The sequence below is a fragment of the Streptomyces sp. NPDC007875 genome (assembly GCF_042868035.1).
Classification (GTDB): domain Bacteria; phylum Actinomycetota; class Actinomycetes; order Streptomycetales; family Streptomycetaceae; genus Streptomyces; species Streptomyces antimycoticus.
This window is the reverse complement of the sequence record NZ_JBIADZ010000024.1, coordinates 1-13,239: the sequence shown is the minus strand read 5'-3', so window position 1 is coordinate 13,239 and position 13,239 is coordinate 1. Positions and strand designations below refer to the sequence as shown.

General features: G+C 70.8%; 10 protein-coding genes and 1 pseudogene. 6 read left to right on the top strand and 5 right to left on the bottom strand.

The annotated features are described in order from the left end of the window. Positions 1–166: 166 nt before the first annotated feature. Together ACFYOY_RS36365 and ACFYOY_RS36360 are read left to right on the top strand one after the other, a co-directional pair. The gene (locus ACFYOY_RS36365; protein WP_388591890.1) at positions 167–1,738 is read left to right on the top strand and encodes a PepSY-associated TM helix domain-containing protein; all 1,572 of its coding nucleotides are present in this window, start codon (positions 167–169) and stop codon (positions 1,736–1,738) included. A 54-nt stretch (positions 1,739–1,792) separates the two neighbouring features. Next, positions 1,793–2,845 carry an NAD(P)/FAD-dependent oxidoreductase gene (locus ACFYOY_RS36360; RefSeq protein WP_388591885.1) on the top strand — a complete coding sequence of 351 codons (1,053 nt, stop codon included), beginning with the start codon at positions 1,793–1,795 and terminating at the stop codon, positions 2,843–2,845. A 123-nt stretch (positions 2,846–2,968) separates the two neighbouring features. Here ACFYOY_RS36360 and ACFYOY_RS36355 read toward each other — a convergent pair whose 3' ends face one another. Continuing rightward, complete coding sequence (locus ACFYOY_RS36355) at positions 2,969–3,892, bottom strand: S1 family peptidase (RefSeq protein WP_388591883.1); 924 nt, start codon at positions 3,890–3,892, stop codon at positions 2,969–2,971. 181 nt (positions 3,893–4,073) lie between these two features. Between ACFYOY_RS36355 and ACFYOY_RS36350 the strand changes: the two genes are divergently transcribed. From ACFYOY_RS36350 to ACFYOY_RS36335, 4 genes and pseudogenes are all read left to right on the top strand, one after another. Next, entirely contained in the window at positions 4,074–6,755 is a 2,682-nt protein-coding gene (locus tag ACFYOY_RS36350; protein ID WP_388591881.1) for a SpoIIE family protein phosphatase, read from the top strand. Positions 6,756–6,896: 141 nt separating this feature from the next. Further along, positions 6,897–7,403 (top strand): methylated-DNA--[protein]-cysteine S-methyltransferase, encoded by a 507-nt coding sequence (locus ACFYOY_RS36345; RefSeq protein ID WP_388591879.1) that lies wholly within the window; start codon positions 6,897–6,899, stop codon positions 7,401–7,403. Between the two features lie 91 nt (positions 7,404–7,494). Beyond that, entirely contained in the window at positions 7,495–8,223 is a 729-nt protein-coding gene (locus tag ACFYOY_RS36340; RefSeq protein ID WP_351900274.1) for a 2OG-Fe(II) oxygenase, read from the top strand. Between the two features lie 123 nt (positions 8,224–8,346). Next, positions 8,347–9,039: pseudogene (locus ACFYOY_RS36335) on the top strand (alpha-ketoglutarate-dependent dioxygenase AlkB family protein). On the opposite strand, the gene ACFYOY_RS36330 reads toward ACFYOY_RS36335, so the two are convergent. The 4 genes from ACFYOY_RS36330 to ACFYOY_RS36315 all read right to left on the bottom strand — a co-directional run. Then, positions 9,021–10,217 (bottom strand): cytochrome P450, encoded by a 1,197-nt coding sequence (locus ACFYOY_RS36330; protein WP_351900278.1) that lies wholly within the window; start codon positions 10,215–10,217, stop codon positions 9,021–9,023. The pseudogene ACFYOY_RS36335 and the gene ACFYOY_RS36330 overlap by 19 nt on opposite strands. Before the next feature lie 29 nt (positions 10,218–10,246). Continuing rightward, on the bottom strand, positions 10,247–11,473 hold the full coding sequence (locus ACFYOY_RS36325) for an LLM class flavin-dependent oxidoreductase (RefSeq protein ID WP_351900281.1): 1,227 nt from the start codon (positions 11,471–11,473) through the stop codon (positions 10,247–10,249). 66 nt (positions 11,474–11,539) lie between these two features. Then, positions 11,540–12,295 carry an arylamine N-acetyltransferase gene (locus tag ACFYOY_RS36320; RefSeq protein ID WP_351900283.1) on the bottom strand — a complete coding sequence of 252 codons (756 nt, stop codon included), beginning with the start codon at positions 12,293–12,295 and terminating at the stop codon, positions 11,540–11,542. Between the two features lie 86 nt (positions 12,296–12,381). After that, positions 12,382–13,239 (bottom strand): beta-ketoacyl reductase (locus ACFYOY_RS36315; RefSeq protein WP_388591875.1); only part of this gene is annotated, 858 nt, incomplete at its 5' end.

Genomic DNA, 13,239 nt, shown 5'->3' with positions numbered 1-13,239 from the left:
CATCACGCCGGTGACAAGCGTGGCGTGTGGGCCGCCTCCGAATGACCCCGTGTGAGCCATATCACAGATGACGCCCGGAACTCGACTGGGTGTGCGGCCGACAACTCAACCGGCGCGGCCCCCTATGCGTCCGCCCCCGCCGTTGCCCCCGAACCAGGAGTCGTCCATGTCCGCTGAACCGCTCGCCCCGGCCACGGGCGATTCCCCGGATGATGCCGCCGCCGGGGAGCCGCGCTCCCCCGCCGAGGCCGACTCCGGCAGCGCCACGGCCGAATCCGGCGGCACCGGAGCCGGGTCCACGTCCGACGGGTCCGGGTCCGACGGGTCCGGGTCCGACGGGTCCGGGTCCGACGGGTCCGTATGGGCGGGCCTGCGGCCGCTGGTGCTTCGGCTGCACTTCTACGCGGGGCTGCTGGTCGCGCCGTTCCTGCTGGTCGCGGCCGTGACCGGACTGCTGTACGCCGGATCGTTCCAGGCCGAGAAGCTGGTCTACGCCCACGAGCTGCGCGTCCCGGTCGGCGACCGTGAACTGCCGATCTCCGAGCAGGTGGCAGCCGCGCGCAAGGCCCACCCCGAGGGTGAGATCAGCGCCGTACGACCCTCCCCCGAGGACGGCGCCACCACCCGGGTGCTGCTCTCCGGCGTCAAGGGCGTCGATCCCGGCCACACATTGGCCGTGTTCGTCGACCCGTACACCGGGAAGGTGCGCGGGGCGCTGGAGCAGTACGGCTCCACCGGCGCCCTCCCGCTGCGCACCTGGACCGATGAGTTCCACCGCGATCTGCACCTCGGGCAGACCGGCCGCCTCTACAGCGAACTCGCCGCCAGCTGGCTGTGGGTCATCGCCCTCGGCGGTGTGGTGCTCTGGCTCGGCCGTCGCCGTAAGCAGCGCACACTGCGGGCGGTCGCGCTGCCCGACCGCGCCGCCACCGGCCGCAAGCGCACCATGTCCTTCCACGGCGCGGTCGGGCTGTGGGTGGCGCTGGGGCTGCTGTTCCTGTCCGCCACCGGCCTGACCTGGTCCACCTACGCGGGGGCCAACGTGGAGGACCTGCGCACCGCCCTCGGCCAGACCACCCCGGCCGTCTCGGCCACCGTCGGCGGCGGCGAACACGCCGGACACCATAGGGGTTCCGGCTCCATGCCGGGCATGGACATGGGCGTTAGCGGCGAGGCGGCCAAGCACACCGCCGATGTGGGCCTGGACACCGTACTGAAGGCCGCCCGCGCCAAGGATCTGGACAACCCCGTCGAGATCGTCCCGCCCGCCGAGCCGGGCAGTGCGTATGTCGTCAGCCAGATCCAGCGCGGCTGGCCCGAGAAGCAGGACTCGGCAGCCGTCGACCCGGCCACGGGCGAGGTGACCGACCTCCAGCGGTTCGCCGACTACCCGGTGCTCGCCAAGCTCACCCGCTGGGGCATCGACCTCCACACCGGAAACCTCTTCGGCCTCGTCAATCAGATCGCGCTGGCCGCTCTCGCGCTCGCGCTGATCCTCCTGATCGTCTGGGGCTACCGCATGTGGTGGCAGCGCGGCCGCGCCTCCGCCTTCGGCCGCCCGATGCCCCGTGGCGCGTGGCGGCGGGTACCGCTGTACGTCCTCCTCCCCCTGGCCGCGGCCACCGCCGTGATCGGCTACTACCTGCCCCTCCTCGGCATTCCGCTGGCCGCCTTCCTGGCCGTCGACATCGCCATGGGCCAGATCGCCCGCCGGCGCGGCGCCGCCCCCGCCGCCTGACCATCGCTTTGCCGCCTCGGCAACAAACTTTGCGCCCGTGGTGGGCGGGCTCGCATGGTGTCCGTGGAGGTGGTCGAAGTGACCGATGAGCTGAAGAACGCCTATGACGTGGTGGTGATCGGCGGTGGCGCCGCGGGGCTGAGCGGGGCGCTGATGCTGACTCGGGCGCGACGGTCGGTGGTGGTGATCGACGCGGGCGCCCCGCGCAACGCCCCGGCCTCGGGGGTACACGGACTGCTGGCCCGGGAAGGGATCGGGCCGGCCGAGCTGGTGGAGCGGGGCCGGGCCGAGGTCCGCGGCTATGGCGGTCAGGTGGTGTCCGGCGAGGTCGGCACCGTTGCCCGGGAGGAGACCGGGTTCCAGGTGGCCCTGACCGACGGGCGGAGCGTCCGTGCGCGCCGGCTGCTGCTGGCCACCGGGCTGGTCGACGAGTTGCCGGACGTCCCGGGGCTGCGGTCCCGGTGGGGCCGGGATGTGGTGCACTGTCCGTACTGCCACGGCTGGGAGATCCGTGACCAGGCCATCGGCGTCCTGGGGAGCGGGCCGCTGTCGGTGCACCAGGCGCTGCTGTTCCGTCAGTGGAGCGACGATGTCACCTTCTTCTCGCACACCCTGCCGTCGCCGGCCGGGGAGGAGGCGGAGCAGCTGGCTGCCCGTGGCATCCGCGTGGTGGACGGCGAGGTCGCGTCCCTGGAGATCATCGATGACCGCCTCGTCGGCGTACGGCTGGCCGACGGCAGCGTGGTCAAGCGCGAGGCACTGGCCGTCGCGTCGCGGATGGTGGCGCGCACCGGACTCCTGTCGGCACTCGGGCTGCGGGCGGTGGAACATCCCAGTGGTGCCGGTGAGCACATCCCGGCCGACGCGACCGGCCGCACCGAGGTGCCCGGGGTGTGGGCCGCGGGCAATGTCACCGATCTGGCCGCCCAGGTCGGTGGCGCCGCGGCGGCGGGCGCGGCCGCGGCGGCCCAGATCAACGCGGATCTGATCGCCGAGGAGACCCGCCAGGCCGTCGCCGCCCGGGCGCGCGGCGAGGTGCCGTTCTCTCCGGAGATGGAATCGCGGGTCTGCGAAGCGGTGTTGGGTGATCGCCGCCACGGCCTGTGACGACGGCTTTCATCGGCCACCGGCTGCCTCCGTCGCCGGGCCGGGACCTCTGGCGGGCGGCCCCGGCCGGGCGACGCGCCGCAGGGCCGCCGCGGCCGGTAGACGGTGGCCGGTAGAGGGGTGTCAGTAGACGGTGAGACCGTAGGCGCTCAGCACTTCCTGGATCGGCTGGTAGAAGGTGGTGCCGCCGGAGGAGCAGTCCCCGGAGCCGCCCGAGAGAATGCCGATGATCTTGTCGCCCGCGTAGAGCGGACCACCGCTGTCGCCCGGCTCGGCGCAGATGTTGGTCTGGATCAGGCCGGAGACGATGTCACCGCCGCCGTAGTTGATGGTCGCGTTGAGCGCGGTGACCTGACCGCAGCGGACACCGGTCGTGGCCCCCCGGCGGCAGACCTGCTGGCCGACGTAGGCGGTGGCGGTCCCGGTGACGTCGACGGTTCCCACGGTCCCGGGGTGCGGAACGGCCGTGTTGGTGTACCGGACGACGCCGTAGTCATTGCCCGGGAAGCTGGTGCCGGTCGTCGGGCCGACCTGGGTGGTCGCACCGGAGTCGGCGTACCAAGTGGGGTTGCCATCGGTGCAGTGGCCGGCCGTGATGAAGTAATACGCGGCGCCGCTTTGCACATTGACCCCCGCGGAGCAGCGGATCCCCATGGAGGAGTAGATCCCGTCGCCGCCCGAGAGGAGGGTCCGCAGCGGACCGTCGAGCCGCTCGACAGTGACGGCGCCGTGGAAACGCTCGGCGGTGCGGTCAAGCCTGGCCAGGTCGGCCCCCCGGGCCGTGGAGCCGACGAGGACACGCAGCGTTCCGGCGTGCTCGTCCACGGTCCATGCGGTGCCCGGGACATCCAGGGATTCCACGGCGGAGGCGGCAGCGGACACGGTCGTCGACACAGACGTGGACGGGGAAGGGGGCGTGGACGGGGCGGTGGACGCGGAGGAAGCGGCCGCACTCGTGCCGACTGTCGCGAGGGCTGCCGTGGCGAACAGACCGGACATCGCGGCGATCAGCCGACCACGTCTCCTGGTACGGCGTGCTGTTCTCACCCGAACCTCCTTGAAAAGGCCGTCAGTTGGTCCAGCCGCCTCATTGTGCCCGCGTCCGGGCGGACGCGTAACCCACCTTCCCGTGTCGTCGAAAACCGACCTTGATCAGCACATTGATCGATCAAAACGATGTCGCGCTCTCCTTCTCGCCTACGACGAGGAGAATGTTATAAATGCCGTTATGAGCAGATATGCTCGTGCGACCCGGAGTCGGCTGGGGCCCCGGTCGCGGCTGCGGAGCGTCGCCGGGCAGGCGTTGATCCTGCAGCTTCTGCTGACCCTGGTTCTGGTGGCCGCCGCGGTGGTGGCCGTAGCGGCGGATGCCCATAAACACAGCACACTCGACGCTCGCCGACGATCCCTCGCGGTGGCCGAGACCCTCGCGCACTCCCCCGGAATGGCCCGGGCCATCAGCAACGACAAGCCGACGCCGCAGCTGGAGTCCCATGCGGAGGCGGCGCGGAAGGGCTCCGGCGTCGACAGCGTCGTCGTGTTCGACACTCATGGAATCCGCCTCACCCATCCCGAGACACCCTTGATCGGCAAACGGATCGTCGGACCGGCCGGGCTGGTGCGGGACGAGCTGAGCGGAAAGACGATCACGGAGACCTTCCGGGCCAGCCAGGGCCCGTCCGTCGTCTCGGCGGTCCCCGTCACCAGAGCCGACGGGGCCTTCATCGGCGGAGTGTCGGTCGGGGTCAGGGTCGAGAGCGTGAACAGCGCGGTGGACCGCCGGCTGCCGCTGCTGCTCGGCAGTGGCGCCGCGGCGCTGGCCCTGGCCACGGGCGGAACGGCGCTGATGAGCGGGCGGGTGCGGCGGCAGACCCGTGGCCTGGGCACCGTGGAAATGCGGCGGATGTACGAACACCATGACGCGGTCTTGCACTCGGTCCGCGAAGGGGTGCTGGTCCTGGCGGAGGACGGGCGGCTGCTGCTGGTCAACGACGAGGCCCGGCAGCTGCTCCGGCTGGCTTCGGACGCGGAGGGGCGGCACATCGGCGAGCTCGGCCTGGAACCGCACCTGACTGAGCTGCTGGCGTCGGGACGGCGCGTCACGGACGAGGTGCACCCCTGCGGGGACCGGCTGCTGGCGGTCAATATGCGGTCCACGGACCGTGCGGGCGATCCCGCCGGAAGCGTGGTGACGCTGAGGGACACCACCGCGCTGCGGGTGCTGTCCGGCCGGGCCGAGGAGGCCCGCGAGCGGCTGAAGCTGCTGTCCGACGCCGGGGTACGGATCAGCTCCTCCCTGGAGCTGACGGGGACCGCCGAGCAGCTGGCGGACGTGGCCGTCCCCCGCTTCGCCGACATCGTCACCGTCGAGCTGCTGGAACCGGTCCTGCGCGGCGAGGAGCCCGAGCCGCCGTACGAGCCACTGGCACCGCACCGGACCGCTGTCGGCGGGATTCCCCCCGAAGCCCCCGTCTTCCGCGTGGGCGAGCGGGTCGTCTACGCACCGGCCTCACCGCAGAGCCGGGCCGTGGAGGCCGGAGCCGCCGTCCTCCAGGCCGATCCGACCGGCACCGCCGAGTGGCCGGCCGGATACGGGGCCGAGGCCCGGCACCTCCTCGACCGCGGGGTCCACTCGCTGATCACCGTCCCGCTGCGGTTCCGCGGCGTCACCCTCGGCCTGGCCACCTTCTGGCGGACACGGCGCGGCGAGCCGTTCGCCGAAACGGATCTGGCGATCGCCGGGGAGCTGGCCGTGCGCACCGCCGTGTGTGTCGACAACGCCCGCCGCTACGCCCACGAACACACCATGGTCGCCACCCTGCAGCGCACCCTCCTTCCCAGCGGGCTGCCCGATCAGGACGCCGTGGAGGTGGCGTCCCGCTATCTGCCCGCGCAGGGCGCGGTGGGCGGAAGCTGGTTCGATGTGATCCCCCTCCCCGGCGCCCGGGTCGCGCTGGTCGCCGGGAAGGTGCCCGGGCAGGGTGTGCACGCCGCGGCCACGATGGGCCAACTGCGCACCGCGGTGCAGAACTTCTCGGCCCTGGACGTGTCCCCGGACGAGCTCATCTCCCATCTGGACGAGCTGGTCACCCGTCTCGACCTGGAGCATGACGCCGACTCGCACGGCAGCCGGATCACCGGCGCCGGGTGCCTGTACGCGATCCACGACTCGGTGTCGGGCCGTTGCGCCATGGCCCGGGCCGGCGATCCGGACATCGTCCTGACCCGTCCGGACGGCACCGTGGACATCCCCGCGATGTCCGCTTCACCGCCCCTGGGCCAGGGCGGAGAGCCCTTCGAGGCAGTCGGCTTCTCACTGCCCGCCGCGAGCCGCCTGGTGCTGTACACCAACGGCCTCCTCCAAGGCCCCGGCCGAACCGCCGGCACCGGCCTGGATATGCTGCGCCGCGCCCTCGAGGCCGAGCCGGACCTCGGCCCGGACGAGACCTGCCGCAGCCTGTTCGACACCGTGCTTCCGGCCCGTCCGAGCGATGATGTCGCGCTGCTGGTAGCCCGCACTCGTCTGCTGGACCCCAAGAACGTGGCCGAGTGGGATGTTCCGTTCGACCTGGCGGCGGTCGCGCCGATCCGGGCCACCTGCGCCCGGACACTACGGGCGTGGGGCCTGGAGGACGCCGTGTGCACGGCCGAGCTGGTCATCAGTGAACTGATCACCAATGCCCTGCGGTACGGCATACCTCCCGTGCGCATACGGCTGCTGCGCGGCCGCGACCTGATCTGCGAGGTATCCGACGGCAGCAGCACCTCGCCCCATCTGCGGCGGGCCGCGACCACCGACGAGGGCGGGCGCGGACTGTTCCTCGTCGCCCAGTTCGCCCAGCGCTGGGGCACCCGCTACACCCCGGACGGCAAGGTCATCTGGGCCGAGACGGCCCTGGACGGCCGCTGACGCCGGGGAGCCGCGCGCCTCGCGACTGGTACCCGGCACCGGAAACACCATGTCCGAATCCCGCCAGCTTTCCGCTTCCGGAAGCCGCATGCTGGGAGCAGCGCACGACAGAACAGCGAGAAGAAGAGAGGGACCACAGCCATGACGGTCCACACGACGATCGACAGCCCGCTCGGCGAGCTGCTGCTGGTGGGCGAGAGGTCCGCCACCGCGCCCGGGGGCACCGCGCTGGTTTCCCTGTCCGTGCCCGGCCAGAAGGGCGGGGCCGTCGTCCAGGACGGCTGGAGCGAGGATGCCGAGGCATTCACCGAGATCATCTCCCAGCTGCGCGCGTACTTCGACGGCGAGCGCATCCGGTTCGACATCCAGTGCGTTGAGGGCGGTACGGACTTCCAGCGCAGGGTCTGGCAGGCGCTGGAGACCATCCCGTACGGCACGACGGTCAGCTACGGCGACATCGCCCGGCAGATCGGCGCCCCGCGCACGGCGGTTCGCTCCGTCGGCACCGCGATCGGCCGCAATCCGCTGCTGGTCGTACGGCCCTGCCACCGTGTCATCGGCGCCACCGGCGCACTGACCGGCTATGCGGGCGGGCTGGAGCGCAAGCAGCGACTCCTCGTCCACGAAGGCGCCCTCCAGAGCCTCTGAGCGCGGGCCTCGCATCCACCGGTCGGGGCCCGCACCGCACCCTTCCCGGATCCCGGAGAACACCGATGAGCACGATCCCGGAGAAACACCGATGAGCACCACGACCGACACGGCACGCCTCCACCAGCGCGTGGCCGCGGCCGACTGGACACAGCTGGCCGAAGAGCTGGACACCCACGGGTGCGCGCTCACTCCACGGCTGCTGACCCCCGCGCAGTGCGCCCGTATCGCCGGGCTCTATGAGCGGGAGGAGCGGTTCAGGAGCACGATCGACATGGCCCGCCACCGCTTCGGCTCCGGTCAGTACCGCTACTTCACCCATGACCTGCCCGAACCGGTCGCCGAGCTGCGCGCCGCTCTCTACCCGCGGCTGCTGACCGTCGCCCGTGACTGGGCGGAGCGGCTCGACCGCCCGGCGCCCTGGCCGGACAGCCTGGAGAAGTGGCTGGCCATGTGCCATGAGGCCGGACAGAACCGCTCCGCGCAGATCCTGCTGCGCTACGGCCCGGGCGACTGGAACGCCCTGCACCGGGACGTGTTCGGCGACATGCTCTTTCCGCTTCAGGTGGTGATCGGGCTGGACGCGTACGGCACGGACTACACGGGTGGGGAGTTCCTGCTGGTCGAGCAGCGGCCCCGTGCCCAGTCCCGGGGCACTACGGCCGTACTCCGGCAGGGCCACGGGCTGATCTTCACCACCCGTGACCGCCCCGTGGCCACCAAGCGCGGCTGGTCGGCCGGTGTCATGCGGCACGGGGTCAGCACGGTGCGCTCCGGGCGCCGCCACGCGCTGGGCCTGGTCTTCCACGACGCGGCCTGACGCCGTGGCCGGAACACCTCCGCCGCCGACATCGCGGCCGAACCCACCGCACCACATCGCGGCCCGGCACCACCGCACCACATCGCGGCCCGACATCGCCAACCCGCCCGCGGAGAACCCCGTATGAACGCCCTGATCCCCCGCCCACGCCTCGAAGTGGCCCCCGGCGCCGTCCACGTGCCGGGCTGGCTCACCCTCGAGCAGCAGCGGGAGCTGGTGATCGCCTGCCGGGGCTGGGCCACCGGCCCGGTCCCGATCCGGCACACGAAGCTGCCGCGCGGGGGCGTCATGTCGGTGCGGACGGTGTGCATCGGCTGGCACTGGCAGCCCTATGCGTACACCCGCACCGCCGACGATGTGAACGGCGCCCGGGTAGCCGAATTCCCTGACTAGATGGTCGAGTTGGGCCGTCGTGCCCTGGCCGACGCATACGATGACGAGACGGCCGGTGAGGGCTACACCCCCGACACCGCACTCATCAACTTCTACGACGCCCAGGCGAAACTCGGCATGCACCAGGACAAGGACGAGAGGTCATCCGCCCCGGTGGTCTCGCTCACCATCGGCGACAGCTGCGTCTTCCGCTTCGGCAACACCGAGACCCGTACCAAGCCGTACACCGACCTCGAACTCGGCTCCGGGGATCTGTTCGTCTTCGGAGGCCCCTCCCGCTACGCCTACCATGCCGTCCCCAAGATCCTGCCCGGAACCGGCGACCCGGCCACCGGACTGAGGTCCGGACGGCTGAACATCACGATGCGGGTCACCGGCCTGGCCGATCCGACGTCGTTCAGCGATCACTCCTCGGGCCGCTGAGCCTCGAACTCGACGGGGAGCGCGGTCAGCGAGCGGATGAACGGGTTCTTGCTGTGGCTGATCTCGGAGGCGGGAACGCCCAGCCGAAGGCCAGGGAACCGCCGGACCAGGCTCTCCAGGGCAATCTGCCCCTCCACCCTGGCCAGTGGCGCACCGATGCAGTAGTGGATGCCGTGGCCGAACTGGAGATGCATGCCGGAGTCCCTCGTCAGGTCCAGCCGCTCGCCGTCGGTGAAGTGTGCCGGGTCGGAGTGTGCGGCGTCCATGTCCAGAAGCACCTGGTCGCCGGCGCGGATCTGTACGGGGCCGATCTCCACGTCCTCGTTGGCGAAGCGCACGACGAGGATGCCCGGCCCGGCGTGCCGGAGCAGTTCCTCCAGGCCGCGCCCGGCCAGTTCGGGGTCCTTGCGCAGCAGCTCCAGCTGGTCCGGCTGGGACAGCAGGGAGAGGACCGCGTTGCTGATGAAGCTGCCGGTCAGCTCGTATCCGGCGATCAGCATCATCCGTGCGGTGGCGACCACTTCGCGGTGGCTGAGCCGGTCGTCCTCGTGTGCGGACATCAGATCGCTGATCAGGTCGTCCTCCGGGGCCTTCCGCCTGGCTTCGGCGAGGTCCTCCATATACGTCCACAGCTTGGTGGCGGCGTCCTGGGAGCGTGCGGCGGTGTCCGGGTCCAGCGGGGGCGTGAGCATCAGGTCGGCCCACTGGTGGAATTCGGTGCGGTCGGCGATGGGCACGCCGAGGAGTTCACAGATCACCTGCATGGGCAGCGGGATGGCCAGCGCGGTGACGAGATCGGCCTGGCCGTCGACGGCGATCCGGTCCAGCAGGGTGTCAGTGATCTCCTGCACCCGCGGCCGCAGGCTCTCCACCCTGCGTGCCGTGAACGCCTTGGCCAGCAGCCTGCGCAGCCGGGTGTGCTGGGGCGGATTGGTGCCGGGCAGCGTGTCCTCGAACAGCCCGCTCACCGGAGTGGTCTGGCCTTGGGAGGCGGCGTAGGCGGCGGCCGGGCTCATGCCGGGGTGTCCGAGACAGTCCCTGACCTCGTCGTACCGGGAGACGAGCCACGCCGTCGTGCCGTTCATCGTGATCTGCCGCGGCGGGCCGTGCTTGCGCAGTTCGTCCGCGACGGTCTTCGGGTCGAGGATGCGAAGTTCTTCTTCGGGGGTATCGGCCATGGCGGTATCGCGTTCTCCTTCTGTGGGTGTCAGCTCTGGCTACGGGCGGGGATGATGTAGTCGGGGTCGGCCGTCCGTGGCGGCTCGCGCCGGGCCATGGCGGCATCGATGGCGGGCCGGAGCCGGGCCGCCTTCAGCCGTTCGGCGGTCTCATCGCGCTCCTTGAACTCGGGCATCACCTCGTTGGCGAAGAGCTCCAGCGACTCGCAGATGTGCTCGTGCCGGGTGCCGCCGCCTTGGACGAGGAAGATCGCCTGGTCCAGTCCGGCCTCCTCGTGCAGCCGCAGGAAGTCGCGTATCTGGCGCGGAGTGCCCACCGCGCCCCGAGCCGGATTGCCCAGCGGCATACCGGGCTTGCCGAAGGAGGAGCGGCCCATGCCACGCTTGTCGCGGTCGCGCTGGAACTCCTCCCACAGCCGGGTGCGGCCCGGTGCGGCGGTGCCGAAGCCCGCGTAGAAGCCGAGGCCGAAGTTGAAGAACTGGACGCCGTCGACGGCGCGTTCGACCGCCGTGGTCTCGTCCTGGTGGCAGAACATCGGAATGGTCGCGGCGATCTGCGCGTTGACCGCGAACCCCGCGGGTACGCAGTCCGCCGACTCGATGCCCGAGTAGTAGGCGTCGACCCACGTCTTCGTCTCGGCCGGTCCGAAGAAGGAGAAGTTCAGCGCGCCGAGGCCCTTGGCGGCCGCGATGCGGATCGCGTCCCGGTTTCCGCAGGCCATCCACATCGGCGGATGTGGCTTCTGCCGGGGCTTGGGCAGCACATTGCGGACCGGAGCGGAAACGTACTTGCCCTCACATCCGGCGAAGGGCTCCTCGACGAACATGCGGGCGACAGCGTCCACCGCCTCCGCCCACTGATCCCGTTTCTCGGAGCGCTCCACGCCGAACCCGCCCAGCTCGGTGGGGGTGGTGGACTCGCCCGTGCCGAAATCCACCCGCCCGTCGGAGAGGAGGTCCAGCGTGGCGATCCGCTCGGCGACCCGGGCCGTCGGATTGAACCTCGGCGGCATCAGAGCGACCGCGTGGCCGATACGGATGCGGCTGGTGCGCTGACTGACCGCGCCGAGGAACACCTCCGGCGCGGACATGTGCGAGTACTCCTCGAGGAAGTGGTGCTCAGGACACCACACATGGTCGAAGCCGAGCCGGTCGGCCAGCTCGATCTCGTCCAACATCTGGTTGAACAAGCGGTGTTCGGAGTCCTGGGTCCAGGGTCGGGGCAGCTGCGCCCCGTACAGCAAACCGAATTTCATGGCGCATCACTCTCATCTGCTGGTCGTCGGCCGCGGGCCGGGACGGGGATGGCGGCACCGGCTCGGTCAGTCGCGACCGTCCCAGTACGTGTCGAGCACCTGGGCGCGCTGTTCCGGATCGACGAGGAGGGTGACCTTCTCATGGCCGTCCTCCACGATCGTGAACATGTTGTTGGTGAGGAAGACCTGCCCCTTGTCGATGACGCGCCGGCGCCTGCGCATCGCCGCCAGGATGGCCGGGCCGTTGCCTTCTCCGACCCCGGCCCAGGCGTCATAGGCCCTGGGCTCGGTGGTGAAGCGGTAGGTGGTGCGCCAATCGTGGTCCAGGGTCTTGGCCTGCAGTACGAGATAGCCGTCCCGCCGGATCAGCCGGAACGCGCAGCCGTACTGCCACTGCACCTCCTCGGACAGGCGCAGCGGCTCGATGAAGCAGAGCCCGGCATGCCCCACGTCGGCCAGCCACTCCTGCCCCTCGATTCGGACGAGCATCAGCATGTGCTCGGGGTCGGGGGCGAAGATGTCACCGGGCAGATACGTGCCACCGCTGATGACGTCCAGGTCATAGCCCAGCTCGCGGAGCAGCCGGGCGAACAGGGTGTTCAGCTCCAGGCACATCCCCCCGGCGCCGGTCGGCACGATGGCCTCGAATGCCTTGTCGATATCGATGTCGGCCATGTTCTCCGCGCTGAGGCGGTGCGTGTGGTTGGTGTCGTAGGGGACCGCCATCAGATGGCTGCGGTGCAACTGCCGCAGGTTCGGCAGGGTCGGGGCGGGCGGCTGGGAAAACCCCAGATGCGCCAGGTACGTGTCCGTGCTGAACATGTGCGATCCCTTTCTTGCCGCTTCTTACCGCTTGTTGCCGCTTCGGTCGGTGCGGGCTCGGCTGAACCGGGCGGGGTGTGTCGGACTCACTCCCGGGCGGCTCCGGGGGCGGGGGCGGATTCGGGGTCCCGGGCGGGGGCGGATTCGCGGGCAGCCTCGGGGGGAGCGTCCGCATCGGCTTCCTCCAGCTCATCCCGCAGTTGCCGGGCCAGCATCCGGAGAGTCGGATGGTCGAAGACAAAGCTGGGAGGCAGCCGCAGCGCGGTGCGCTTGGCCAGGCGATCGCGGAGTTCCACCGCCATCAGGGAGTCCAGGCCGATCTCGGTGAACAGCACATCGGGGTCGAGCGTGACGGCCGCCGAGTGGCCCAGGACCCGGGCGGCCTCCTGCTGGACCATGTCGAGGAGAATCCGCTCCTGCTCCTCGGGGGTCGCCCCGGCCAGCCTGCCGGTCACCAGTTCCTGGTGCGTAGTGGCCCGAGCGGCTCGCCGGGCCGGTGGCACCAGTTTGCGCAGCAGCGGCGGCACCGCCCCGGTGGCGGCCTGGGCCCGGAGAGCGCCGAGGTCCAGCTTGATGGGGAGGACCATGGGTTCGGCCGTACGCAGCGCAGCGTCGAACAGTTCCATACCCTCGGCCTGAGACAAGGGGGCCACACCGCCGCGTGTCATCCGGCGCTGGTCGGCATCGACGAGGCGGCCGGTCATGCCCGTTCCCGCGGCCTGCTGCCACATGCCCCAGGCCAGGGAGACGGCGGGAAGTCCCTGCGCCCGGCGCTGATGGGCGAACGCGTCGAGGTAGGCGTTGGCGGCGGCGTAGTTGCCCTGCCCCGAACTGCCGAAGGTGCCCGCAGCGGAGGAGAACAGGACGAAGGCCGACAGGTCCAGGTCCCGGGTCAGCTCATGCAGATGGAACGCCCCATCCACCTTCGACCGGAACACCGCGTC